Source organism: Umezawaea sp. (genome assembly GCF_057122925.1).
In genome coordinates this window covers 99,078-123,575 of the sequence record NZ_DBNGPQ010000166.1, presented here as the reverse complement: position 1 = coordinate 123,575, position 24,498 = coordinate 99,078, and the positions used below count along the sequence as shown (strand labels likewise).

At 72.7% G+C, this 24,498-nt stretch carries 23 protein-coding genes; 9 read left to right on the top strand and 14 right to left on the bottom strand.

Features of this window, described 5'->3' with window-relative positions; translation table 11 throughout:
* Positions 1 to 34: 34 nt before the first annotated feature.
* The 3 genes from AC156L_RS37595 to AC156L_RS37585 form a co-directional block, all read right to left on the bottom strand.
* Entirely contained in the window at positions 35 to 772 is a 738-nt protein-coding gene (locus AC156L_RS37595; RefSeq protein ID WP_330877974.1) for a chitinase, read from the bottom strand.
* Positions 773 to 1,087: 315 nt separating this feature from the next.
* Positions 1,088 to 2,971: a Na+/H+ antiporter gene (locus AC156L_RS37590; protein WP_330877973.1), complete on the bottom strand. Its 1,884-nt coding sequence runs from the start codon at positions 2,969 to 2,971 to the stop codon at positions 1,088 to 1,090.
* A gap of 79 nt (positions 2,972 to 3,050) precedes the next feature.
* Positions 3,051 to 3,695 carry a dihydrofolate reductase family protein gene (locus AC156L_RS37585; protein ID WP_330877972.1) on the bottom strand — a complete coding sequence of 215 codons (645 nt, stop codon included), beginning with the start codon at positions 3,693 to 3,695 and terminating at the stop codon, positions 3,051 to 3,053.
* A gap of 188 nt (positions 3,696 to 3,883) precedes the next feature.
* On the opposite strand from AC156L_RS37585, the gene AC156L_RS37580 reads away from it, so the two are divergent.
* From AC156L_RS37580 to AC156L_RS37570, 3 genes are all read left to right on the top strand, one after another.
* Positions 3,884 to 4,252 (top strand): YciI family protein, encoded by a 369-nt coding sequence (locus AC156L_RS37580; RefSeq protein WP_330877971.1) that lies wholly within the window; start codon positions 3,884 to 3,886, stop codon positions 4,250 to 4,252.
* Positions 4,249 to 5,478, top strand: a complete 1,230-nt coding sequence (locus AC156L_RS37575; protein ID WP_330877970.1) for an RNA polymerase sigma factor — start codon at positions 4,249 to 4,251, stop codon at positions 5,476 to 5,478. The genes AC156L_RS37580 and AC156L_RS37575 overlap by 4 nt, the downstream gene beginning before the upstream one ends.
* A gap of 435 nt (positions 5,479 to 5,913) precedes the next feature.
* A complete protein-coding gene (locus tag AC156L_RS37570) occupies positions 5,914 to 6,897 on the top strand; it encodes a MucR family transcriptional regulator (protein ID WP_330877969.1) in 984 nt (327 codons plus the stop codon).
* Here the strand turns inward: AC156L_RS37570 and AC156L_RS37565 are convergent.
* Positions 6,852 to 7,394, bottom strand: coding sequence for a PadR family transcriptional regulator (locus tag AC156L_RS37565; protein ID WP_330877997.1), 543 nt, complete (start codon positions 7,392 to 7,394; stop codon positions 6,852 to 6,854). The genes AC156L_RS37570 and AC156L_RS37565 overlap by 46 nt on opposite strands.
* Before the next feature lie 369 nt (positions 7,395 to 7,763).
* Between AC156L_RS37565 and AC156L_RS37560 the strand changes: the two genes are divergently transcribed.
* Together AC156L_RS37560 and AC156L_RS37555 are read left to right on the top strand one after the other, a co-directional pair.
* Positions 7,764 to 8,399, top strand: coding sequence for a PadR family transcriptional regulator (locus tag AC156L_RS37560; RefSeq protein WP_330877968.1), 636 nt, complete (start codon positions 7,764 to 7,766; stop codon positions 8,397 to 8,399).
* Positions 8,396 to 9,856 (top strand): FAD-dependent monooxygenase, encoded by a 1,461-nt coding sequence (locus AC156L_RS37555; RefSeq protein ID WP_484407715.1) that lies wholly within the window; start codon positions 8,396 to 8,398, stop codon positions 9,854 to 9,856. Before AC156L_RS37560 ends, AC156L_RS37555 begins: the two co-directional genes overlap by 4 nt.
* A 512-nt stretch (positions 9,857 to 10,368) precedes the next feature.
* Here the strand turns inward: AC156L_RS37555 and AC156L_RS37550 are convergent.
* Both AC156L_RS37550 and AC156L_RS37545 read right to left on the bottom strand, forming a co-directional pair.
* Positions 10,369 to 10,839, bottom strand: a complete 471-nt coding sequence (locus AC156L_RS37550) for a VOC family protein (protein ID WP_484407714.1) — start codon at positions 10,837 to 10,839, stop codon at positions 10,369 to 10,371.
* Between the two features lie 174 nt (positions 10,840 to 11,013).
* Positions 11,014 to 11,925 carry an alpha/beta fold hydrolase gene (locus tag AC156L_RS37545; RefSeq protein WP_330877965.1) on the bottom strand — a complete coding sequence of 304 codons (912 nt, stop codon included), beginning with the start codon at positions 11,923 to 11,925 and terminating at the stop codon, positions 11,014 to 11,016.
* A gap of 180 nt (positions 11,926 to 12,105) precedes the next feature.
* On the opposite strand from AC156L_RS37545, the gene AC156L_RS37540 reads away from it, so the two are divergent.
* Positions 12,106 to 13,251 carry a hypothetical protein gene (locus AC156L_RS37540; protein WP_330877964.1) on the top strand — a complete coding sequence of 382 codons (1,146 nt, stop codon included), beginning with the start codon at positions 12,106 to 12,108 and terminating at the stop codon, positions 13,249 to 13,251.
* A gap of 80 nt (positions 13,252 to 13,331) precedes the next feature.
* Here the strand turns inward: AC156L_RS37540 and AC156L_RS37535 are convergent, their stop codons facing one another.
* Entirely contained in the window at positions 13,332 to 13,781 is a 450-nt protein-coding gene (locus tag AC156L_RS37535) for an HIT family protein (protein WP_330877963.1), read from the bottom strand.
* Between the two features lie 87 nt (positions 13,782 to 13,868).
* On the opposite strand from AC156L_RS37535, the gene AC156L_RS37530 reads away from it, so the two are divergent.
* Positions 13,869 to 14,357 (top strand): HAD domain-containing protein, encoded by a 489-nt coding sequence (locus AC156L_RS37530; RefSeq protein WP_330877962.1) that lies wholly within the window; start codon positions 13,869 to 13,871, stop codon positions 14,355 to 14,357.
* Between the two features lie 74 nt (positions 14,358 to 14,431).
* Here the strand turns inward: AC156L_RS37530 and AC156L_RS37525 are convergent, their stop codons facing one another.
* Positions 14,432 to 15,640 (bottom strand): PQQ-dependent sugar dehydrogenase, encoded by a 1,209-nt coding sequence (locus tag AC156L_RS37525; RefSeq protein ID WP_330877961.1) that lies wholly within the window; start codon positions 15,638 to 15,640, stop codon positions 14,432 to 14,434.
* Positions 15,641 to 15,853: 213 nt separating this feature from the next.
* On the opposite strand from AC156L_RS37525, the gene AC156L_RS37520 reads away from it, so the two are divergent.
* Positions 15,854 to 16,465, top strand: a complete 612-nt coding sequence (locus tag AC156L_RS37520) for a P-loop nucleotide/nucleoside kinase family protein (protein ID WP_330877960.1) — start codon at positions 15,854 to 15,856, stop codon at positions 16,463 to 16,465.
* A gap of 26 nt (positions 16,466 to 16,491) precedes the next feature.
* Here the strand turns inward: AC156L_RS37520 and AC156L_RS37515 are convergent, their stop codons facing one another.
* The gene (locus tag AC156L_RS37515; RefSeq protein ID WP_330877959.1) at positions 16,492 to 16,989 is read right to left on the bottom strand and encodes a DinB family protein; all 498 of its coding nucleotides are present in this window, start codon (positions 16,987 to 16,989) and stop codon (positions 16,492 to 16,494) included.
* A gap of 255 nt (positions 16,990 to 17,244) precedes the next feature.
* Between AC156L_RS37515 and AC156L_RS37510 the strand changes: the two genes are divergently transcribed.
* Complete coding sequence (locus tag AC156L_RS37510) at positions 17,245 to 17,694, top strand: peptidase inhibitor family I36 protein (protein ID WP_330877958.1); 450 nt, start codon at positions 17,245 to 17,247, stop codon at positions 17,692 to 17,694.
* Positions 17,695 to 17,725: 31 nt separating this feature from the next.
* Here the strand turns inward: AC156L_RS37510 and AC156L_RS37505 are convergent, their stop codons facing one another.
* Genes AC156L_RS37505 through AC156L_RS37485 form a run of 5 tightly spaced genes read right to left on the bottom strand, consistent with a single transcriptional unit; the run spans position 17,726 to position 24,403 of the window.
* On the bottom strand, positions 17,726 to 19,039 hold the full coding sequence (locus tag AC156L_RS37505; protein ID WP_330877957.1) for a glycoside hydrolase family 125 protein: 1,314 nt from the start codon (positions 19,037 to 19,039) through the stop codon (positions 17,726 to 17,728).
* A complete protein-coding gene (locus AC156L_RS37500) occupies positions 19,027 to 21,288 on the bottom strand; it encodes a glycoside hydrolase family 3 protein (RefSeq protein ID WP_330877956.1) in 2,262 nt (753 codons plus the stop codon). Before AC156L_RS37500 ends, AC156L_RS37505 begins: the two co-directional genes overlap by 13 nt.
* On the bottom strand, positions 21,285 to 22,136 hold the full coding sequence (locus tag AC156L_RS37495; RefSeq protein ID WP_330877955.1) for a carbohydrate ABC transporter permease: 852 nt from the start codon (positions 22,134 to 22,136) through the stop codon (positions 21,285 to 21,287). The genes AC156L_RS37500 and AC156L_RS37495 overlap by 4 nt, the downstream gene beginning before the upstream one ends.
* 21 nt (positions 22,137 to 22,157) lie before the next feature.
* Positions 22,158 to 23,093 carry a carbohydrate ABC transporter permease gene (locus AC156L_RS37490; protein ID WP_330877954.1) on the bottom strand — a complete coding sequence of 312 codons (936 nt, stop codon included), beginning with the start codon at positions 23,091 to 23,093 and terminating at the stop codon, positions 22,158 to 22,160.
* Between the two features lie 26 nt (positions 23,094 to 23,119).
* On the bottom strand, positions 23,120 to 24,403 hold the full coding sequence (locus tag AC156L_RS37485; RefSeq protein WP_330877953.1) for an ABC transporter substrate-binding protein: 1,284 nt from the start codon (positions 24,401 to 24,403) through the stop codon (positions 23,120 to 23,122).
* Positions 24,404 to 24,498 lie beyond the last annotated feature (95 nt).

Sequence of the window (24,498 nt, the reverse complement as noted above, 5' to 3'; positions counted from 1 at the left end):
ACCGTCCGGGAAGGCCCTCGTCACCGCGCCGGGCTCAGCAGGACAGGTTGTCGCCGGCCGGGACGCCGAGGATGCCGGTGATCTGCGTGTACTTGTCGATCCGGCTCTGCACCTGGGCCGGGTTGCCGCCGTCGCACTCGATGGAGCCGTTGATGCCGCGGATGGTCTCGCCGAAGCCGCGGCCGGTCACCATCGCGTCGTGCGGGGTGATCGTGCCGGGGCCGGTCTGGGTGTTCCAGTACCAGAGGCCGGTCTTCCACGCGACGGCCGCGTCCTGCTCGACCAGGTACGGGTTGTGGAGCAGGTCGATGCCGAGGTTGTCACCCGCGGCCTTGTAGTTGAAGTTCCAGCTCAGCTGGATCGGGCCGCGGCCGTAGTACGCGGCCTGGCCCGCGGGGCAGCCGTAGGGCTGGCCGGCGTCGCAGTAGTGCGGGTAGTTCGCCTGGTTCTGCTCGACGATGTGGACCAGGCCGCCGGTCTCGTGGTTGACGTTGGCCAGGAACGCCGCGGCCTCCCGCTTCTTCACCGCGTCGTCGCCGGTGTTGGCGAAGCCGGGGTAGGCGTCCAGGGCGGCCGTCAGCCCGCCGTAGGTGTAGAAGCTGTTGCGGCCGGGGAAGATCTGGTTGAACTGGGCCTCGCTGACCACGAAGGACGCGGCCGATGTGGACGGTTCGGCCGACGAGGTCGTGGCGGGGAGCACGAGCGCGCCGGTGGCTGCCGCGAGCGCGCTCACCGCCACTCCGGCGCGCTTCAGGAACCGGGGGATCGACATTCGGAACTCCTCTTGTCATGCCGGTCGTGCGCGGTACGACCGGTCCGGTCGGTTGACGCAATAGGTATGGACCAATCCACACCGCGTGAAACCGCTCTCACACAAGAGGCCGCGATCGGCCCAGTCCCCGCTCCGGGGCATGGCGGCGGGTAGAGATCACTAGGGCCGAACGGGTGACGAGCGACCGGTTGAGACGAGGTTTGCTCTACTTCCCGTAGTCGAGTTCCGTCCTCTGCGACGCCCGTTCGAGTAGCGGCATGCGCCGTCACGGTGTCCCACCGGCACGCGCCGCTGCCAGAGCCGAGACGGCGCGGATCAGCCCAGCTGCTTGTCCACGAAGCACCACCGCCAGGTCTCGCCCGGTTCGAAGCTGCGCATCACCGGGTGCCGGGTGTCGTGGAAGTGCTGGGCGGAGTGGCGGCCCGGCGAGGAGTCGCAGCACGCCACGGTGCCGCACTTGAGGCACATCCGCAGGTGCACCCACGTCATCCCCTCGGCGACGCAGGCCTGGCAGGCGTCCGGGGAGTCGGGAGCCCTCTCGACCCACTCGTGGGCCAGGTGCTTGCACGACCCGGCCGTGGCCGCAGGCGTGCGCAACTCGCGGCCCTCGACCTCGGGCTCCTCCTCGTGGCGGTCGAGCATCGACTCCTCGATGTCGAGCCGCGCCAGCACGCGGCGCAGGACGTCGTCGTCGGCGCTCCCGCTGTCACGGGCCTTCAGGAACTGCTCGCGCTCCACCTCCAGGAGTTCGAGCCGCAGCCTGCGGTAGGCGTCGCTGGGCGTCTCGGCCAGCGCGCTCTGCCTGCCGAGCCGCTCCCACGCCGAGTCGGAGCGGTTCCGCATCTGGTCGCGGAGGCGCTGGACGATCTCCGGCGGGTCGTCGGGCGTCTGGATCTCCTCCAGCTTCACCAGCGCCGCGCGGGTCATGTCGTGCAGGACGGCCGCCTCCTGGAGCGCGTCCTCGGCCGGGTCGGGACGCGGCAGCCGCAGCCGCCGGATCAGCGGGGGCAGCGTCATGCCCTGGAGGGACAGCGTGCCCGCCACGACGACGAACGCCGCCAGCACGAGCACCGCGCGCTGCGGGGTGTCCGTGGGCAGGATGAACGCCGCGGCGAGCGTGACCACCCCGCGCATCCCCGCCCAGGAGATCACCGCCGAGTAGCGCCACGGCCAGACCTTCCCCCTCGTCCTGCCCGGCATCAGGCGGCGCTGCACGCGTTTCATCGTGCCGATCCCGACCAGCCACACGATCCGCGTGAGGATCGTCGCGCCGAGCACCGCGACGCAGATCCAGGTGAGCATCGCCGTGGACAGGCCGGACTGGTCGACCTCGGTGAGGATCCGCCGCAACTGGAGGCCGATCAGCAGGAAGACGGTGTTCTCCAGCAGGAACGCGATGGTCTGCCAGTTGAGCCTGCTGGCCAGCCGGGTCGAGCCGGAGAGGATCCGCGGGGCCTTGTGCCCCAGGATCAGGCCGGCGATCACCACGGCCAGCACGCCGGAGCCGTGGATCGCCTCGGCCGGGAGGTAGGCGATGAACGGCACCGCGAACGACAGCGCGGTGTCCAGCACGGGCTCGTCGAGCCGGGACCGGACGAACGCGGTCGCGAACCCGACGACCAGTCCGACGGCGATCCCGCCGACCGCCGCGAGCAGGAAGTCGGCGCCGACCTGCCACAGGCTGATCGAACCCGCCAGCGCGGCGATGGCCGTGCGGAGGGCGACCAGCGCCGCCGCGTCGTTGAACAGGCTCTCGGCCTCCAGGAGCCGGGTCAGCTTGCGGGGCATCCCGACCCGTCGGGCGACCGCGCTGGCGGCGACCGCGTCCGGGGGCGCCACGACGGCGCCGAGCGCGATCCCCGCGGCCAGCGGCAGGTCGGGGACCACCGCCCACGCGACCAGGCCGACGCCGACGGCGGTGAACACGACGAGCCCGACCGACATCAGCCCGATCGCCCCGCGGTTCCTCCGGAAGTCGACCAGCGACGTCTGGATGGCCGCCGAGTACAGCAGCGGGGGGAGCAGCCCGAGCAGCACCACCTCGGGGTCGAGGTGGTACTCGGGCACCCCCGGCAGGTAGGACGCGACGACGCCCACGGCGATCAGGCACAGGGGTGCGGACCAGTCCAATCTCCGCGCCACGGCGCTGACGACCAGGACGGTCACGACCAGGGCCACTATCTCCACCGCGATGTGCACGGGGTAATCCTCACCCGAACCGCCGCGGCGGCGCACCGCCGGGTCCGGTGGGTGGAACCGGACCCGGCTCGCCGCGCGCCTACCGCCGCCAGAAGAGGTGGTGCACGACGCCGCTCGGGCTCGGCACGCGTTCCAGGTGGAACCGGTCGGTCAGCTCGTCCGGGCTGTCCCAGAGCCGCAGGCCGCCGCCGAGTTCGCACGGGGCGACCGCGATGTGCATCTCGTCGACCAGGTCCGCGTCGAGGAACTCCCGGACGGTGGTCACGCCGCCGCCGATGCGCACGTCCCGGCCCTCCGCGGCGGCCTTCGCCCGCTCCAGCGCGGCGTGCGGCGTCGCGTCGAGGAAGTGGAACGTCGTGTCGCCGAGCGTGAACGACGGTCGCTCGTGGTGGGTCAGGACGAAGACGGGGGTGTGGAACGGGGGCTCCTCGCCCCACCAGCCCTTCCACCCGTGGTTCCGCCACGGGCCGCGGACCGGGCCGAACTTGTTGCGCCCCATGATCTCGGCACCGATGTTGTGGGTGAAGTCGCGGGTCATGCGGTCGTCCAGGCCCCTGGTGCCGCCGGGATCGGTGCGGTTGACCCAGCTGGCCGTCGCGCCCGCCCAGGCGAACAGGTCGCCGGGGTCCGCGTGGCCGAAGGGGCGCTCGGCGCTCTGCGCCTCGCCCGCCCCGATCCCGTCCCTGGTGACGCTGAAGCAGTGGACCCTGGTCCGCTGGGTCATGGCCGATCCCTTCGTCGTCGGTCCGGCGTGATCGCCATGCCCCCTGGTCGTCACCGCCGCACCCGGCACGACAGCGGCGGCCGAGGAACCGGGGGAAGATGTCGGCCGCGTGGTGTCGTGTCCGCCGGATCGGTGACGACCCCCTGGTGAACCGCCACGAGGGGCGGCCCACCTACCAGGAGGTAGCGGTGAAGTACTTGATCCTGATGCAGGTCGACCCCGAGGTGCTGGAGCGGCTCACCGACGAGCAGCAGAGGCGGATCGGTGACGGGCACGCCGCGTTCACGGCCGCCACCAAGGAACGCGGTGAGTTCATCGCGACCCAGGCCCTGGCCGACCCCAGCCGGTCGAAGGTCGTCCGCGCCACCGGCGGGCAGCCCGAGGTGACCGACGGCCCGTTCGTCGAGAGCAAGGAGTTCATGGGCGGCTTCTACCTCGTCGACGTCGAGGACGAGGCGCGAGCGGTGGAGCTGGCCAAGCAGATCCCCGACGCGATGATCCCCGGCCTGGCCCTGGAACTGCGGCCGGTGATGTTCTCCGACCTGGGGGACGGGTGACCGCTGCGCCCGCGCCGGGCGGGGACCTGTGGCGCGAACTCACGCGGCAGGTCCTCGCCCGGCTGCTGCGCGCCCACGGCAGCGCCCGGTTCGACCTGTGCGAGGACGCCGTCCAGGAGGCGCTCCTCCAGGCGCACCAGCAGTGGCCCGCGCGGTACCCCGACGACCCGCTGGGCTGGCTCACCGTGACCGCTCGCCGTCGCTACGCCGACCAGGCCCGCGGCGACGCCCGACGCCGGGACCGCGAGGTCCGCACCGCGCTGGCATCGCCCCCGGAGGGGTCGGAGGCCGTCCAGACCGACGACTCGCTGCTGGTCCTGCTGCTGTGCTGCCACCCCGACCTGCCGCGCGCCGGGCAGGTGGCGCTGACCCTGCGGGCGGTCGCCGGGCTGACCACCGCCCAGATCGCCACCGTCCACCAGGTCCCCGAGGCCACCATCGCCCAGCGGATCACGCGGGCCAAGCGCCGCGTCTCCCAGCTCGGCCTGCCGCTCCCGCCGCCCGCTCCCACCCCCGAGCGGATCACGGCCGTGCTCGACGTGCTCTACCTGATGTTCACCGAGGCCCACCACACGACCACCGGCGCACCACCCCGCGACGCGGACCTCGCCGCCGAGGCGATCCACCTGACCAGGCTCCTGCTGCGCGGCCTCCCCGACTCCACCGAGATCACCGGTCTGCTGGCCCTGATGCTGCTCACCGAGGCCCGCCACCCGGCCAGGGTCGGACCGGACGGACTCCTCAGACCGCTCGACGAGCAGGACCGGGCGCTCTGGGACCGGGGGCTGATCAGCGAGGGGATCGACCTGGTCCAGCGGGCCGCCCCCGGTGCCGATCCCGGCCCCTACCTGCTCCAGGCCTGCATCGCGGCCCTGCACGCGGAGGCCCCCGACACCGGGGCGACGGACTGGGCCGAGATCCTCGCGCTCTACCGGCTCCTCGAACTCGTGACCGGCCACGCCAACCCCACGATCACCCTCAACCGCATCGTCGCGCAGGCCATGGTCAGCGGGCCCGACGTCGCCCTCGCCCACGTCGACGCGCTGGGGTCCCAGCACCCCCGCCTGCCCAGGCTCGACGCCGTCCGCGCCCACCTGCTGGAGCGGGCGGGCAGGACCGACGGCGCGGCGGACGCCTACCGCCGCGCCATCGCCACCACCGTCAACCTGGCCGAGCGGCAGCACCTCAGGCACCGCCTGCGCCGTCTCACCAGCGCGGACACGTAGAGGGCGGCACCCGTGGCCCGCCGGGGGGTGCCTGGCGGGCCACGGGTCGTGGGCGGGATCAGCCGGTGACGTTCTTCAGCCCGCGGGGCTGGTGGTCATCGGCCTTGAGGCCTAGGACAGCGTGCGGTAGGTCGTGCCGCGCGGGCTTCCGAGGAGTCGCGGATCTACGTCGGCCGGGCCACGGGGAGCTGCCTGGACCACAGCCTCGACGTGGGCCTGCGCACCTGCGCGTGCGACGGGATGTCGTACCAGCGGTGGACGGTGCGCTTCCTCGCCGACGGCACCCGCCAGCTCCGCGGCCACGCCACCGGGAGGCGGTGCCGGCCCGCACGCCCTGACCGCCCGCGGCTTCGGCGACCGGCGCGGGTGTGGTGCGGGCCCTTTACGGTCGACGACCGCTGACCTAGTCTCAGTGTGACTAGTGGAGGTGCCGTCGTGACCGTGGCCGAGCACGTGCCGGTCGGATCGGTCGTGCAGGTGGGCGACCGGGTCCTGTGCCACCTGTGCGGCCGCTGGTTCAAGTCCGTCCTCGCGCACCTGCGTTCGCACGGCTGGGACGAGCTCTCCTACCGCGAGGCCTTCGGGCTGGAGCGGACCGCGTCCCTGGAGGGGGAGAGCACCCGGCGGCGGCGCGCCGAGGCGTTGCGGCGGCGGCGCGCCACCGACCCGGTCGTGCGGGCGTGGTGCGAGAAGGGCGTGCGGCGGGCCCGTTCCGGTGCGCTGACCGAGGCCGCCGCCCAGGCCGCTCGGGGGCGCAAGCACCCCGAGCAGCGTCGTCGCAAGACCCTGCGGGCGCTCGCCGCCGTCTCCCAGCAGGCGCGCACCGAGGGCGTCCGACGGCACGCGCTCGACCGGCTGCGCACGGTCGCCGCGAAGGCCGCCGCCGATTCGGGATTTCCCGACATCGGGGCGCTGGTCACCGACCGGGTCCTCGCGGGCCGCAGCCTGGCCGCGATCAGCCGTGAGGCCGGGCTGCACAAGGACTGGCTGTCGCGCCACCTCGCGGTCGTCGACCCGGACACCGCGGGCGTCGTCGCCGAGCACGCCCGCGTCCTGCGGCTCGACGCCCCGTGGCTGCCGGTCCTCGCCGACCTCGGTTTCGCGAGCGTGCCGGAGTACCTGCGCGACCGCCACGTGCGGTCGGCCCGGTCGGTGCAGGCCATCGCGGCGGAGACCGGCCTGAGCCGCACGGCCGTGCGGACCGCGTTGGCCAGGCACGGTGTCACCCGCGTTCCGCACGCGACCTCGCGCCGCCACGTCCAGGACCGGGCGGCCTCCGTGGCGGCCCGGTTCGGGTTCGCCGACGTCGCCGCGTACCTCGCCGACCGCCGCGCGGCCGACCTGAGCTGGAAGGCCATCGCGGCGGAGTGCGGTCAGTCGGAGTCCTGGGTCCGCAGGCGTGCCGGCTTGCTCCGCTGACGGTCGGCCGCCAGGTCCTCGACGAACCGCAGCGCCGCGGTCGCGTTGACGTGGCGCCACGACAGCAGCACCGCGTCGAACCCCTCGCGCTGATCGGCCTCGATGGCCGCCACGACCCGGCGCAGCACGGCGCGTTGGCCGAGCAGGAGCCCGCACGGGTCGAGCCCGCGCCGGTGCAGCAGCGCCAACTTGACCAGCAGGTGCGACCGGAGCAGCCGGACGTGCTCGGCGGGCTGCCCGAGCCACTCGTCCACGCGGTCCCGGCCGGTGGCCGTGATGGCGTAGACGGTCCTCTGCGGACCGGGCCCGGACTCCACGGTCGCCGGGGCGATCAGCTCCGCGTCCTCCAGCCGCCCCAGCGCCCGGTAGACCATCGGCCGGGGCACCGCCCACACCCGCCCCACCGCGCCGTCGGCCGCGGTGAGCGAGGCGATGGCGAAACCGTGCCGCGGTCCTTCGCACAGCAGCGCGAGCACCGTCCACTCCGGCAGCGCCATCTCCACGAGGCGAGCCTAACCGGCACGACACCGCCCGGTCGCCGACCACGGCTCGGGGCGGGCTGAGGGTCTTCTGCGCGCCGAGGAGCCCGGTGCCGTCCCTCGCGGGACGCGGCAGTGGCCCGCGGTGAAGTCGGAAGCGCCGGTGACCAGGACGGTGTCGGGTGTTGCGGGGTCATGGGTCTCTCATCCGGGCATGGTCGCCGCTGGGAACCGACTGCTGGACGGGTGGTCCACATAGATCGGTACTGATCAGTAGTGAACTAGCGCTGGTCGGTCGGCTCAGGTGTCCGTGCCGCGTCGCGGTCCCACCTTGACAGCACTCGCTCGGATCCGAATACTCGGCACCGACCGATTGGAGACGAGCGAATGAGCACGAGCAACAGCCGAGTGCTGTCCAACCCGCTGGGTCTGGCGGTGCTGGGGCTGCTGATGGAGTCGCCGACGCACCCCCACGCCATGGCCGCGACCCTGCGGGAACGCGGCATGGACCGGGTGTTCAAGGTGACCACCGGCTCCCTGTACGACGTGGTCAGGACGTTGCAGAGGATCGAGTGGATCGAGGCTCGGGAGACGGTCCGCGTCGGTGCCCGACCGGAGCGGACGATCTACCAGCACACCGCCCTGGGACGTGCGGAGTTCGTGCGCTGGGTGGACGAACTGGTCCGCACCCCGGCCGACGAGTACCCGAAGTTCCTGGCCGCGGTCAGCTACCTCGGCGCGCTCGGACCGGACGGCGCCGCGGCCGCGCTGCGGGAGCGGGCCGAGCGGGTCCGCACGTCCTTGGCGGAGATCCGGCAGGAGCACCGGAGGGTGCTGGAGGCGGGTGAGGTGCCGCGCCTGTTCGTGGTGGAGACCGAGTACGCGGTGCGGATGCTGGAGGCCGAGCTGGGCTGGGTCGAGGAGATCACCGCCGACATCACGACCGGCAGGCTGGCCTGGCCGGAGCCGGTGACCGGCTGGATCCACACCGAGTCGCGGCACCCCGGAACGGAGGAGCGGTGACCGTCCTGGTGGCAGGCGCTGGACCGGCAGGGTTGGTGCTGGCGGCGGAACTCGCGCTGGCGGGGGTCGAGGTGGAGGTGGTGGACCGGCTGCCGCGGCGGTCGCCGTTCTGCCGCGGGTTCACCCTCAACGCCCGCAGCCTGGAACTGCTGGACCGGCGCGGCGTCGTGGACCGCTTCCTGGCGGAGGGCCCGACGGTCCCGTACGGCATGTTCGCCGATCCGAGCAGGCCCCTGGACCTGACCGCCATGGACACCGATCACGCCTACGTGCTCGGGATCGCGCAGACCAGGGTCGAGGAACTCCTGGAGGAGTGGCTGGCCGAGCTGGGAGTGGTGGTGTCCTGGGGGCACGAGGTGATCGCCCTCGACCAGGACGGTGACGGGGTCGACGTGACCGTCCGGGTCGGTGGCGAGCACGAGCGCAGGCGGGTCCGGTACCTCGCCGGCTGCGACGGCAGCCGCAGCGTCGTGCGCGGGCTCGCGGGCATCGGCTTCCCCGGCACGCCGGCCACCACGTTCGGCCTGCTGGCCGACGTGGAACTGGCCGATCCCACGGCCCTGCCGTTCGGTGTGACCGGCACCGTGTTCGTGATCCCGCGACCCGGCTACGTGCGGATCGTGCTCGACGAGCCGGCCCCGCCCGCCGACAGCCACGCCCCTGTCCGCCTGGACTACTTCCAGCAGGTGCTGAACGACGCGCTCGGCCGCCCGGTGCGACTGCGCGACCCGCGCTGGCTCACCCGGTTCTCCGACGCGGCCAGGCAGGCGGACCGCTACGTCGCGGGCCGGGTCGTGCTGGCCGGGGACGCCGCGCACATCCACCCGCCCGCGGGGGCGGTGGGGGTGAACGTCGCGCTGGCGGACGCGGTCAACCTCGGCTGGAAGCTGGCCGCCACCGCGCTCGGCCGCGCGCCGGACGGGCTGCTGGACACCTACCACTCCGAGCGGCACGAGGTCGGCGCACGCGTGCTGCGGACCACCCGCGCCCAGATGGTCCTCGGGCGCCACGACCCCGACCTCGACCCGGTCCGGGAGCTGTTCGGGGAACTCACCGACCTGCCGGCGGTCAACACCCACCTCGCCGAGCTGGCCACCGGGGTGAGCACCCGCTACGACCCCCGCATCCCCGGCGACCACCCGTGGCTGGGCAAGCTCGCACCGAACCTGGCGCTGGTCGCGGACGGCGTGCGCACCAGCGTCGCCGAACTGCTCCGTCCCGCCCGCCCGCTGCTCCTGCACCTCGGCGACCGCACCCCGCCGACCCACGCGGACGCCGGGGTGGACGCCGGGGTCGACGTCCACCACGCCCGCTGCCCCGAACACCCCGAACTCGACGGGCTCCTCATCCGCCCCGACGGGCACACCGCCTGGATCTCCACCACGACCGACCCGCAACCCGCCAGCACCCTCACCGCCGCCTGGTCGACCTGGTTCGGCACCCTGCTCGCCCGCTGAGCCCCGCACCGCGGACCGACCTCGGGGGCGGAGGCGACCATTCGCCGTCCCCGAGCGGTAGTAGCGGCAAGGCGGTGGGTGATGAGGGCTCGGTGGACGTACCTGAGGGGTTCGAGGAGTTCGTGGCCGGGGCATCGCCGCGTCTGCCGCGCACGGCGCACCTGGTGCAGGCGGCGCTGACGAAGGCGTGGCTGTCGTGGCGGCGGGTGCGGGGCGACCCGGAGCCGTACGTGCGCCGGATCATGGTCACCACCCGCGCCGTCGACGTCGACCACCACACCAACGACGAGAGCGCGCTGAGCGTGGTGTTCTCGGTCGACGGGGAGTCGGCAACCACCACCACAGCCGCCAGGGCGTCGTCGACGGTTCCGGCTACGACCCGGCAGGCGTCGTTCCGGGGGAGCCGGTCGAGATCGAGGTCGTGCCGGAAGGGGCGCGCGGCGACCGGGTGGCGTTGCTGGTGGAACGGGACTGAGGGCGGCCACTGGTCCAGGCCGGGTCGCCCGGCGGTGTCACGCGGTCGACTGGGCCAGCGCGACGAGGATGCCCGCGGGGCCGCGGAGGTAGCAGAGCCGGTAGCTGTTCTCGTACCGCACCAGCTCGCCGAGGAGTTCGGCTCCGTGGGGCCGCAGGCGGTCGAGGACGTCGTCGATGTCGTCGACGGCGAACATGACGCGGTGCGCGCCCAGCGTGTTCGCCGGGGCGTGCGGGTCACCGCCCCGGATCGCGGGCGAGTGGTACTTGGTCAGCTCCAGCCGCCCGTGGCCGTCGGGGGTGCGCATCATCGCGATGTCCGACCGGACCCCCTCAAGCCCGACGAGCCGGTCCACCTCACCGCCCTCGACCGTCGCCTCGCCCTCCAGTTCCAGTCCGAGTTCGACGAAGAACGCCACGGCGGCCGCGAGGTCGTCGACGACGACGGCGACGTTGTCCAACCGCTGGACCGTTCCCCGTCGAGCGCCCTGCGGTTCGGTGCCGGTCATGGTGATCCCTCCTCCGGGACGCGTGTGCGTGTTCGGCTGACGTCCGGCTCAGCCTCTCGCGCGGCCACCCGTTCGTCCAATGACAATGGTGGTGGGTGGGGGGAGTCGATCGGCCCACCGGTGAGGTTCCGGCAACGACGGGAACCGCACGGGCCGACGGTCGTGCTGATCGGCCTACCCCGCGGCCGTGTGGTCGGCGACGAGGTCCGCGATCCGCTCGGGCAGTCCTGGTGAGAACAGGTTGTGGCCCATGCCCTCGATGACGTGCAGCCGCGCACCGGGCACCTGTGCGGCCAGCGCCTCGGCGTGCGCGGTGGCGAAGATGGGGTCCTCGGTGCCGTGGATCACCAGCGTGGGCGCCGTGATGGTGGACAGCGGTACGAGTCGCTCGGCGGTGAACCGGCGGCCCGCGAGGTCGTGGTTGGCCGCCGCGGCGGGATCGTGGGCCCGCTGGTGCGAGCGTTCGACGAACCGCCGCACCGCGGGCTCGTCGAACGGCAGGACCTCGCCGTTGAGCACCCGCCAGGTCCGCAGTTCCGCGTCGAGGCGCTGTTCCGGGGTCGTGCGGGGCGCTCGCGCGGATTCCGCCAGGTGGTGGAGGAACCGGGGCGTCGGCGGCGGCAGCTCGTCCGGCGAGGCGGGTTGACCGGCCATGGCCCGTGCCCAGGCCGGTCCGGGGTTGTTGCCCATGGGGGAGGTCATGATCGTGGTCAGGGTCCGGACCCGTGCCCCGTGGTGCACCGCCAGCCACTGGCCGATCGCGCCGCCCAGGGAGAGGCCGACCACGTGCGCCCGGTCGATGCCGTGCCCGTCGAGCACGGCCAGCGCGTCGGCGACCATGTCCGCCAGCGTGTACGGGTTCGCGCTGAAGTCGACGCGGTCCGAACGACCGGTGTCGCGGTGGTCGAAGCGGATGACCTGGCGGCCGGCGCGGACGAGGCGCGCGACCAGTTCGTCCGGCCAGCCGATGCCCTGGGTCGAGGTGCCCATGACGAGCAGGACACCGGGATCTCCGCGGTCGCCGAACCGCTCGGTCCACAGCCGCGGACCGCTGGACGTCACGTACTTCTCCTCGCCGCTCACCACGCGTCGAACGATAGGCAGCCGGTGCCGCCGAACTCGCGGCCACCACCTCTGCTCTCCCCGGCACGGCCTGGGACAATGACACGGTCGCCGCGGACGAGCCGGTCGGGCTCGACGCGGGCCCGCCTGCCGGACGACCGCCGCCCGCCGTAACGTGCGTCGCCCCTGGGCCGACAACGAGAGGTGAGCACGTCGGTGCCGGACGACCGGCCGGTCAAGCTGGTGAACGTCGGCACGGGGCAGGTCCTGGAGGCCGGTCCGGGTGGCACGCTGGCCGACACCTGGCGCCGGTCCGCGAACGACGCGTCCCAGCGGTGGCGGTTCAGCCGGGTCGACGGCCGCGAACACCTGTGGGAACTGACGAACGTCGACACCCGTGCGAGCCTGACCGAGGACCTGACGCTGGCCGCCGACGGGGTGACCGGCCGGTGGCGCGTGATCCCGGTGGGGGAGCAGGAGTTCGCCGTCGTCTCGGCCGCGAGCGGTCGAGCGTTGAGCAGCGCCGTCGACGACTCGTCGTACTACCACGACCCCCGGCAGCGCTGGAGGATCACGGCCGGCAACGCCGAACGCCCGACGCGCGCGGTGTTCACGCTGGTGCGCGACGAAGAGGTCTTCCTGCCGATCTGGTTGCGCTACTACAGCCGGTTCTTCGCACCGGGGGACATCCACGTGCTCGACCACGGCGGCGCCGACCGGTTCGCCGACGAGTACGGGTTCACCCGGATCGCGGTCGACCAGCCCGTGTTCGGCGCGGAGTGGCAGCGGGAGACCGTCCAGCGCCACCAGCACGACCTGCTCGACCGCTACGACGTCGTGCTGTTCGCCGACGCCGACGAGATCATCGCTCCGGAGCCCTACACCGGCGACCTGGGCGACTACCTCGACAACGTCGACGAGGACTTCGTGACCTGCCAGGGGTACGAAGTCCTGCACCTCACCGACGGCGAACCGGCGTTCGACCCCGAGCGGCCCGTGCTGGCGCAGCGGACGCACTGGTACCGCAACGAGATGTACTCGAAGTCGCTGATCGCGCGAGCCCCGTCGTTGTGGAACCCCGGATTCCACCAGCGACTCGACCAGCGCACGAACGTCGACCCGCTGCTGCACCTGCTGCACCTGCACCGGATGGACTACGACATCTGCCTGGACCGCCACAAGAACCGCGCGGCCTTCCCCCGCGCGGAGAAGGACCGCGCGCGGGGCTGGGGCTACCAGAACCGGATCACCGACCCGGACGGCTTCCGCGAGTGGTTCTACCAGGACAGCAGCGGCGGAGGCGCCATCCGGCCCGAGGAGATCCCGTCCCGCTGGCGCACCGTCGTCTGAGCACGGCTGGTCGGATGAGCACGGCTGGTCGGACGAGGACGGTGACGGCGTCGCCCGGCGGCACGGGCGGAGGTCACCGGTCAGCCCGTCGACGCGATGGCGTCCTTGATGGCTAGCGCGTCGCCGTCGAGGAGGACCCTCTCGCGCTCCGACGACTCGGCGTTGAGCGTCCAGCCGTCTCCCGCGTAGCGGGGGATGACGTGGAGGTGGAAGTGGAAGACCGTCTGGAAGGCGACCTCGCCGTCGCAGAGGAGCATGTTGATCCCCTCGCAGCCCATGCTCGAACGTCGCAGGGCTCGTGCCATGTCACGACCGACCGACCAGACGTGCGCGCTCGTGGCTCCGTCGAGGTCTTCGAGGCCCGCCGCGTGCTCGCGGGGCACGACGAGGAGGTGGCCGGGCGTGACGGGGTTCAGGTCCATGAAGACGACCACGGTGTCGTCTTCGTGCACCACACTGGCCTCGGCCCGTCGCGCCGCGATGGCGCAGAAGACGCACTCCCGCGCTGCCGGTGTTCCGTTCCGCGTCATGCGCGCAATGGTCCCCGGTGAACGAGACGGGCGCGATCCGGTTGTTGCCTGCCTGGTGTGCGAGCGGCTGGGTACGCTGCCGGCACCATGCGACGGCCTTTGCTGTTCCTCGATGTCGACGGGCCGTTGATCCCGTTCGGCGGAAGTGCGCGGGAGTACCCGGTATCCAGTGGTGTCGAGTCGTCCAACCCGTTGCTCGCTCGGGTCAACCCGGCGCTCGGGCCGCGACTGCTGGCGCTCGGTTGCCACCTCGTCTGGGCCACCACCTGGATGGACGAGGCCAACGAGTGCGTCAGCCCGCTGCTGGGCCTGCCCGCGCTGCCGGTGGTCACGTGGCCGGACTTCCCCGAGGACGGTCACGACGCCAGGACCGGGCTGCACTGGAAGACCAGGGGAATCGTCGTGCGCGCGGCCGGTCTTCCCTTCGTGTGGATCGACGACGAAACCACTGACGTCGACCGGACATGGGTGGCGCACCACCACTCCGGGCCCGCGCTGCTCCACACCGTCAGTCCCGGCGACGGTCTCACGAACGACGACGTCGACACCATCGCCAACTGGCTCGAAGCGAACTGACCGAGCGCGCCTGCACGGAGACCGCGCACCGCCGGGGACGGCCGTCCCCGGCGGTGCTGGGACTCAGCGGCCGCCTAGGGCTGGACGCGTTCGAACCGCACCCTGCTCATGGCTCCGGGGAGGTCGCTGAGCACGTACAGCTCACCGTGCACGTCGGTGTCGATCGCGGACGGCTGGGTGGGGAAGTTGCCGATCGTGGCGGTGTCGTAGCCGCCGCCCGCCTTGGGGCGCACGGCGAACACGCGGGTCGAGCAGTAGTCGCTCGCGACGTAGGTCCCCCGCGCCTCCGGGGTGCGGGAGCCCCGGTACACGACGCCGCCGGTCACCGAGCAGTTGTCGTTGTAGTGGTCGTACTCGAAGACCGGGTCGGTGTACTTCACGCCCGGCCTGCACTGCTGCGGGTCGAACACGGGGGTGCCCTCCCGGCAGGACCAGCCCAGGTTCGCGCCGCCCTGCGACGGGCGGATGTGGTTGATCTCCTCGACCAGGCCCTGGCCGACGTCGCCGATCCACAGCGAGCCGTCGACCGGGTCGATGGAGAACCGCCACGGGTTGCGCAGACCGTAGAGCCAGATCTCCGGTCGGGCGCCCGGCACGCGGACGAACGGGTTGCCGGAGGGCACGCAGTAGAGCTTCGTCCCGCAGGTGCGGTTGACGTCGATCCGCACGATCTTGCCGAGCAGGGTGCCGAGGTCCTGGCCGGACTTGTACGGGTCGTTCGCGTGGCCGCCGTCGCCGGTCGACCAGTAGAGGTAGCCGTCGCGGCCGAACGCCACCTGCCCGCCGTTGTGGTTGCCGTACTCGGCGTGCTCCTGGGTGAGCAGCACCTGCGTCCGGTCAGCGGCGCCGATGGGCACGCGCGCCAGGGTCAGCGCGCCCGCGGGCAGGCTCGTGTAGGCCACGTAGAGGATTCCGGTCCTGGCGAAGTTCGGCGCGGGCGTGATGCCGAGGAGGCCGCGCTCGTTGTCCGAGGTGTCGATGCGGTCGCTCAGGTCGAGCACCGGTTCGGCCGCCAGGCCGGTGTCGGGGTGGTAGGAGCGGACGGTGCCGTCCTTCTCCGCGATCAGCATCCGGCCGTCCGGCAGTCCGGTGATCGCGATCGGACGCCGCAGGCCGGACGCCACCTGCTCGGACACGACGGTCAGTTCGGTCAGCGGCACCGCGGGTGGTGTGCCTGCCGCGGCGGTGCCGCCCACCGCCAACGAGGGCGACAGGAACGCGGACAGGGAGAGAACGAGCAGGCAGGCCAGCAGGGTGGCCGGGCGACAACGCCGTCGCAGCATGGGTGGGCTCCTCGAGCAGGGGTGACGGGCACGTTCTGGGAGCGCTCCCAACGTAGCGCGACTCGCCGGCCGCAGCCAGCCGCCGTCTTGGCTCCGCGGCCGGGGTCCGCCGGCGCGTTCGACTATCGTGGCGGTGCGGACCGCCGGGTCGAGGTCCCTCCCGGCAGCCCGTTCGCGTGTCGGACCGTTCCGCGTGATCCGGGGAGCAAGCTCGTGCCGCAGCGTTTCCACCCGTCGCACCAGGAGCCTCCTCCCGACGCCGCCCGCGGTGCCGAACTCCTCCTGATGGTCGGGCTCCCCGGCGCCGGGAAGACCACCCGTGCCGGGGAACTCGCCGCCGCGCACCGCGCGCTGCGGCTGACCCCGGACGAGTGGATGATCCCCCTGTTCGACGGGTCGCAGCCCGACGGCAAGCGCGACCTGCTCGAAGGACGGCTCATCTCGCTGGCGTTGCAGGCGTTGAGGGTGGGGACCGGCGTCGTGCTCGACTTCGGGCTCTGGGGCCGCGACGAGCGGTCGGCGCTGCGCTGGCTGGCGACGTCGGTCGGAGCGTCCTGCCGAGTGGTCTACCTGCCCGTGGACGAGGACGTCCAACGCGCCCGGATCGCACACCGCCGGGAAACCGCTCCGCACAGCACGTTCCCGATGGCCGACGCCGACGTCGACGCGTGGCGACAGCGGTTCCAGGCCCCGGACGCCGGGGAACTGCGCGGCGACCGACCGGTTCCGGCGCCTCCACCGGGGTGGACCGGTTGGCCGGAGTGGGCCGTCGACCGCTGGCCGTCGCTCGACCTGGCACCCGCGTTCCCACCCCGCCCCCCGTAGCCGCTGCCCGGCGTGGCCGCGGGGCGCTACCCGTCGAGGAGCTGTTCGCGCAGGATGTCCGCGTGTCCGCAGTGCTGGGCCAGCTCGCGCAGCACGTGGAGGTACACCCAGCGCAGCGGGAGCGGGCCGCGGCGGTTGCCGTGGACCAGGTCGTCCAGCGCCAACGACGAGGTCGCGCGGCGGGACGCCTCGCACGCGGCCCGGTGCGCCTCCCGGACGGTGGCGATGGTGTCCTCGTCGTCGAGGACGAACGACTCGTCCGGCGTCGCGGGGATGCCGATCTCGGCGCGCGACCGGCGGGTGACGGCCTCGTCGAACCACACCTTCTCGACGAAGGTCGCGTGCTTCACCAGGCCCAGCAGCGTGGTCCGGGACGCCACCAGCGACCGGCGGGCCTGCTCCTCGGTCAGCCCGTCCAGGCAGCGGTCGAGTGCCTCGCGGTGCTCGTCCAGGAAGGCGTCGAACTGGATGCGGACCTGCTGGTCCACCACGTCTTCGGTGGACGTCGCCGGGTGGGGGGACATGCGCGGAGCATCCCAGACCGGCGCCGGCCGCCCGGACGGCCCCCGACGCGGCGGGCTTTTAGACCGTGGTCGAAACGCGTCACCGACCCGGCTCCCCGGTGGGACAGTTCGCGGACCGCGGTCGATCCGCACCTGCGAGGAGGACGTACGAGCAGGCCGCTCGTACCGCGGTGTGCTGCCGCGGTCGCACAGGTGGGTGCGGTCCGGGCGGAGCTGTCGATCGGCAACGGCCGTCTTTCCAGGGGAGGAAGACCAATGCGCAAGGCATCGATCCTGCTGCCGGCACTGCTGGTGGCGCTGACCGGGATCAGCGGGACCGCGAGCGCGACCGCACCCGAGCAGGACCGGGGAACCGACTACCGCCCGGTGGCCGCGGAGGAGGTGACCGTCCAGGCCTGGTCGTGCGCGGCGGGCGACCTCTGCGTGTGGGACGGCTACGACGGCACGGGCAACAGGTGCAGCTGGACGAACGCGGACAACGACTGGTGGAGCACCCCCGTCGTCTGCTCCTGGGCGGACGACCGACCGGTCAAGTCGATCTACAACCGCGGCACGAGCACCAACTACCTCGGCGTGAACCTCTACTCGGCCGCGAACCACGCGGCCTCCAGCCTCGTGCTGTGCGCCTGGCAGGGCACCCAGTGGGAGGCGAGCGGCACCGGCGTGAGGATGCGGTCGCACCGCTGGACCTCGGGCTCCTGCTGACCGGGGGCGCGGCGGGCGAGCAGCGGGGCTGTCAGACGGGTGTCGACGCGTCCCCCCGGTGGGCGGCGGTCTCCACGTCGTCGGCGACCGCCAGCGCGAGTTCGCAGAACATCGAGTCCGCCCAGGAGAACCACGGCCTGGAGAACGACGTCGGGTCGGAGGGGTCGAAGCTCTCGTGGACGTGGCCGGTGCCCGCGTCGGTGTCGGCGATCAGGTGCAGGAGGCGCTCGCGGTCCGCCGCCGTTCCCGTCAGGCCCTCGACGGCCAGCGCGATCGGCCACACCCACCCCGGCCTCGTGTGCGGGCTGCCGATGCCGCTCGCCACGCTGCCGCTGGAGTAGTACGGGTTGTCGGGGCTCAGGACGAACCCGCGGGTCGCCCGCCACACCTCGGCGTCGAGGAGGTCGGGCGCGTGCAGGGGCAGGGAGAGCAGCGAGGGTGTGTTGGCGTCGTCCATGAGGAGCACGCCGCCGAGCCCGTCGACCTCGTAGGCGTAGACGCGCGTGCCGCCGCGGTCGACGATGCCGTGCGCCTCGACGCCGTCGACGAGTGCGCGCGACAGCGCGCGGGCGTCGGCGGCCAGGTCCGCGTCGCGGTAGACCTCGTCCGCGATGTCGGCGATCGCCAGGAGCGCCTGTGCGGCGAACAGGTTGGCCGGGATGTTGTACCCGTGGGTGCAGGCGTCGTCCGACGGGCGGAACCCGCTCCACGTCATGCCCGTGACGGCGACCGGGGTGCCGCGGCCTCCGCGGGCGAGCGTCTCGGTGGGGATCGTGGTCGTCCGCTCGAAGCGGTACGGGGACTCGTCGTGCCGTTGTTCGCGGCGCAGCTGGCCGACGACCGTGCGCAGGACGCGGTGCGCGCGGGCGTCGAACGGTGCGGTGGAGCCGGTCGTCCGCCACAGCCGGTGGGCGAGGGTGATCGGGTGGGCGAGGCTGTCGACCTCGTACTTCTGCTCCCAGACGTGCGGGTCGCCGCACACGTCGTCCGGCTCGTAGTGGGCTCCTGTCGGCCCGTCGTTGAACGCGTTGGCGTAGGGGTCGTGGTCCAGGCACGCGAACTGCCTGCGCACGACGGCCGTGACGAGCGCGGCGAGCGGCGGGCACTCGGCGAGGAACCGCAGGTAGGGCGTGAGCTGCGTGGTGGAGTCGCGCATCCACATGGCCGGGATGTCGCCGGTGATGACGAAGGCGGTGCCGTCCTCGCCGATCGTGGTGGTGTCGCGCAGGGTGCGCAGCAGCGCGGCCTCGACCAGATCACCGATCCGGTCGCCGGTCGCGGCGCGCACGCGGGCCGCGGCGGCCTCGATGGTCCGGACGATCCACGGGTCGATCACCGTTGCCACGGCGTTGTCCCCTCCTCGTCGGTCACGCGCACGCGCGGCGCGTGGTCGGGTTCGTCGGTGTGCTCGGAACTCCAGACGCCGATCTCCACGGGGACCGCGACCGGCCGTCCGGTCGCCCACGAGCCCAGTTCGTCCAGGCCCAGCTCGAACTCGACGGTCCGCGTGCCGGGCGGGCACGTCGTGCGGCGCACGGCGAGCAGGGTCCGGCGGCGCGGGCGCACGCCGAGTTCGTGCCTGCGGCCGTAGAGCGGCACGGCGACGGGCAGCGGGGTCGTGCCGTTGTTGGTGACGTCCACCGCGACCCGCACGGAGCCGCCGGTGCCGAGCGCGTCGGCGGGGATGCTCCACCCCGCCGCGCGCACCCCGGTCACGACGGAGGGGTGTGCTCCGCTGCCGAAGGGGAGACCGACGGGCCGTTCGTGCCCCAGGTAGCCGCGGGCCGTTTCCAGGCGTTCGTCGTGGGCGACCGGGAAGACGCCGTCGGCGACGGGGAACGAGGCGGGCAGCCTGCCCGAGGCGGTGCCGTCGAACAGCGCGCTGGTGATGGCGGCCCCGCCGCTCGGACCGGGGAACGGGACGACGAGCAGCGCGTCCGCGAGGTCCGCCAGCGCGGTGAGCGCGCGGGGCCTGCCGTCGACGACGACGGCGACGACGGGTCTGCCGCTCGCCCGAGCCGTGCGGGCGAGGTCGAGCTGGGCCTCGGGCAGCGCGATCGAGGCGAGGTCGACGCCCTCCCCGTTGGTCGTGTCGTCGGCGGGGCCCTCGACCGCGCCGTTGTCGGCGAACTCGTCGTCGTAGCTCCGGCGGCTCGTGCCGCCGAGCACGAGCACGCAGACGTCGGCGCGCTGCACCGCCTCCTCGACCGCCGCGAGCGCGTCCGGGCCGAGGCCTCCGCGCACGCGGGAACCGGGGGCGTGCGGCACGCGGTCCGCGCCGATCCGCGCCACGAGCGCCGATCGCACGGTCGACGCGGCGGGGTCGTCCGCGGGCCGGGGCGGTGTGTAGTCGCCGAGCTGCGCGTCCAGGTCGTCGGCGTTGGGGCCGATGAGCGCGACCGTGGCCGCGGGGTCCAGCGGCAGCACGCCGTGGTCGTGCACCAGCACCACGGCCTGCCGGGCGGCTCGGTCGACGAGCGCCACGACGTCCCGAGCGGGCACCCGTTCCACCACCGCGGGCTCGCCGATCAGCCCGACCCGGCGTTTGAGCGCGAGCACGCGGTCGACGGCGCGGTCCAGGTCGCTCTCCCGCACCAGCCCGCGGTCCAGGGCCTCCCCGAGGTGGGTGAACGCCTCGTCCCACAGGCTCAGGTCGACGCCCGCGCGCAGGGCGAGCGCCGCCGCGGCGGCGGGATCGGGGGAGCTGTCGCGGAGGCGGTCGATCGCGGTGCCGTCGGCCATGACGACACCGTCCCACCCCCAGTCGCCGCGGATCGTGTCCGTCAGCAGCGCCCGGTTCGCGCTGCACGGCACACCGTCGACGTCGTTGTAGGCGGCCATGAACCCGGCGACACCGCCGCGCGCCGCGGCGTGGGCGGGGCGCAGGTGGACCTCGCCGAGTTCACGGGCACCGATGGGCGCCCCCGACCCGTTGCGGCCCCCGATGCCCGCGCCCTGCGCCGCGAGGTGCTTGGCGACGACGGCGACGTGCCCCGTGCCGATCGGCTCGGCACCGGTCGAGCCGCCCTGCATGCCGCGCACGGTCGCCGCCACCAGCGCGGCGGCGAGAGCGGGGTCCTCGCCGAAGCACTCCTCCGCGCGCCCCCAGCGGGGATCCCGCAGCACGTCGAGACCCGACACGAGGGCGACGTGCGTCCCCCGTGCCCGCGCCTCGGCGGCGACCACGGCCGCGAGCTCCTCGGTCAGCTCCACGTCCATGCCCGCGCCGAGCGCCAGGTTGACCGGCAGCGTCGTCCCGCCGAGCGCCTGGACGCCGTGCGGGGCCTCCTCGACGAACAGCACGGGCACGCCGTCCCCGTGGCGCGTCACGTGGTCCTGCACGGCCGCGTACGCCTCGGCGCTGCGCTCGGGCGGGACGCCGTTGTGCCAGTGGACGGCCGACCACGGGTCGGCGCGCAGCACCCCGTAGAGGGCGCCGAGGCCGCCGAAGCGGTCGACCTCGCGCCGCAGCACGTCGGTCACGCGGGGTGCGCCGTCGATCCAGCGCAGCGCCTCCCAGCCCTTGAGGCGCTGGTTGACCTGGCCGATCCGGCTCTGGAGGGAGAGCGAGGACGCCGAGAGGTGCGGGGTCATCCCTTGACCGCTCCGGAGATCAGGGCGCGCTGCATCTGGCGCTGGAGGACGGTGTAGACGAGGTACACGGGCAGCAGGGTGAAGAGCGTCCCGGCCATGAGCACCCCGTAGTCGGTGCCCGCGTCGACCTTGAGGGTCGGCAGCGCGACCTGGATCGTGCGCTGCGCGGTGTCGGGGCCGATGAGGATCAGCGGGTAGAGGTAGGCGTTCCAGAACGACAGGAAGTTCAGCAGCAGCACGGTCGCGATGCCGGGGACGCAGATCGGCAGGTAGACCTGCCGCAGCACCTGGAGCGCCGACGCGCCGTCCATCGAGGCCGCCTCCTCCAGCTCGCGGGGGATCGCCCGCATGAACGACGTGAGGATCACGATCGACAGCGGCAGCGCGGTCGCGGGCAGCAGGAACACCACGAACGTGCGGCTGTGGAACAGGCCCAGCGACGCCGCGAGCAGGAACGTCGGGAAGAGCGCCGCGAACGACGGGATGAGGAAGCCGAGCGCGAAGACGTTCTCGACGAAGCGACCGAGCCTGCCGTTCGAGCGTGCGAGCGCGAACGAGGCAGGCAGGGCCAGCAGCAGGGTCAGGACGAGCGCGGCGACGGTCGTGATCACGGAGTTCGCCACCGCGAGGACGAGTTCGGCCTGGTCGATCGCCGTGCCGAAGTTCGAGAGGTCCCACGTGCCGGGCAGCGCCAGCGGTGACTCGAAGATCTGCTCGTTGTCCTTGAACGAGGACACGACGAAGTAGTAGAGCGGCACGACCAGCAGGGCGCAGTAGATCCAGGCGAGCGCCCCGCTGGTGATCGAGCCGACGCGGTCGCGCCGGGGACGGAGGGCGGTCCGGGCCATGGTGGACTCCTTCGGTACTGGTCAGTGGGAGGCGCGGAGCACCCGGCGGATGGCTCCCATGCCCAGCAGCCCGAGCACGAAGAGGATGAGGCCCACCGCCTGGCTGTAGCCCAGGTCGGTTTCGACGAAGGCCTTGCGGTAGACGAGGTACGACAGCGTCGTGGTCGACGTGCCGGGGCCGCCCTGGGTCAGCAGCAGCACGGTCTGGGCCGAGTTGAACAGCATCGACAGGAACTGGAGCATCGTCACGACGCCGATGAAGTCGCGGGCGATGGGCCAGTACATGCCCCACGCGATGCGCCAGTCGCCCGCCCCGTCGATGCGCGCGGCCTGCACGATCTCGGGGGCCACGCCGTCGAGCCGCGCGGCGATGAGCACCGCGGAGTAGCCGATCCCGCTCCAGAGCTCGACGGCGATGATCGCGCCGAGCGCGGTCGAGGGGTTGGCCAGCCAGGCGGTGCCGTCGAGGCCGAACGGGCGCAGCACACCGTTGAGCAGGCCGTCGGGGTTGAGGATGGCGTAGAAGACCATCGCGGTCGCCGGCGCGGAGATGAGCGCGGGGATGAAGAGCAGGTAGCGCATCACCCTGTGGCCGCGCGGTTTCTGCACGACGTAGAACGCGAGCAGGAACGCGAGCACGATCATCACCGGCAGGCCCACGACGATCTGGACCGCCGAGTTCCCCGCCGCGGCCCAGAACTTCTCGTCGGCGAGGACGCGGCCGAAGTTCGACAGGCCCGCGAACCCCGGCTCGACGAGCATCCCCGGCCAGGAGAGGAAGCCGATGACGACCATCGCCACGACCGGGCCGATCATGAAGACCGCGTACCAGACGAGCGCGGGCAGGGCGAAGCCGGGGAAGCGCTCCCGCAACGGGGTGCGCGCCCCGCGCGCGGGCGGCGGGGAGGGCTCGGGGGTGGTCGCGGCGCTGGAGGCCACGTCGGTCAGAGCGGTCACGGTGGATCCCTTCCTGAGGCCTGCCCTCACGCCGTGGCGTAGGCCTTCTCGAAGACGTCGACGATGCGCTCGACGGACACCGGGCCGTAGGCCGTCGCGGTGGCCTGGATCATCGGCTCGAACGCGGACTGGGGGATGATCAGGTCGGGCAGCATGACCGGCGACACCTGCGCCGAGGTGAGCCGCGACGCCTGGGCGACGAGCGGGAAGTCGGTGCTGAGCGTGTCGGTGACGCGGCTCATGTCCCGGCCGGAGCCGAGGATCATCGCGTCGGTGACCTCGTCGCTGTAGAGGTACTGGACGAACGGCTGGACGAGGTCGAGCTTCTTCGCGCCGTTCTCGCTGATCCAGATGCCGTGGCCGTTGTAGCTCCGGATCACGCTGGGGTGGTCGAGCACGCCGCCGCGCGACGGCTTGGGCCAGCCGCCGACGACGACCTCCCGCGCGCGGTCGGCGGGCACCTTGGCCAGCGCCGAGGACATCGCCGGGACGATCGCCGCCTTGCCGGTGTTGAACTGCGTCAGCTCGGAGTCGGAGGTGTAGCCCTGCACGTTGTCGATGAAGACGCCCGCGTCGCGCAGTTCGACGAAGTGCTCGACGCCCGCCAGCGCACCGGCGCTCTCGGAGAGCTTGCCGCTGGCGAACACCCGCTTCGACTCCTCGGCGGTGAGGAAGCCCTGGATGATCTGGAGGAACAGCTTCTGGCCGCTCCAGTCGGAGCCGCCGACCGTCACCGGGCCGATCCCCTTGGCGCGCAACGCCTCCGCGGCGACGATGAGGTCGTCGGAGGTCGTCGGGATCCCGACGCCCGCCTGCTCCAGCAGCCTGGTGTTGAACGAGACGGGCCAGTTCGTGCGGGTGAACGGGAAGGCGCGGACGTTGCCGCTCCCGTCGGTCCACTCGGCGACGGCCTCGGGGATGATCTGCTCGCGCAGCCCCCAGTCGTCGAGCAGCCCGGTGACGGGGATCGTGGCCCCGAGGCCGGTCCACGACAGCGTGCGGCCCTGGAGGTTGACCAGCGCGACGTCGGCCTCCGCGCCCGCGAGCGAACTGGTCTCGAACACGATGGGCAGGTCGGAGCCGTTCTTCAGCAGCGCCACCGTGCGGGAGGTGCGCCGCTCGTAGGCGGCGACGGCGTCGGCGAAGACCCGTGCGCCCGCGACCGCGCCGCTGAGCTGGGTGTGCACCGAGAGGGCGCCCGGTTTGCCCGACGCGGGCGTCAACGCCCCGCACCCCGCGAGCAGTGGTGAGGCGATGCCTGCGCCGAGCGCGGCGCGCAACACGGCTCGCCTGCTGATGCCGTGGGTCACGAGTTCCTCCTCGGGCTGCCTTGTAAAGCGATACACATCAAGTGGCGGGCAAGGTATACCGCTTTACATCGCGCGGTCAATTACCTACTCTCGGC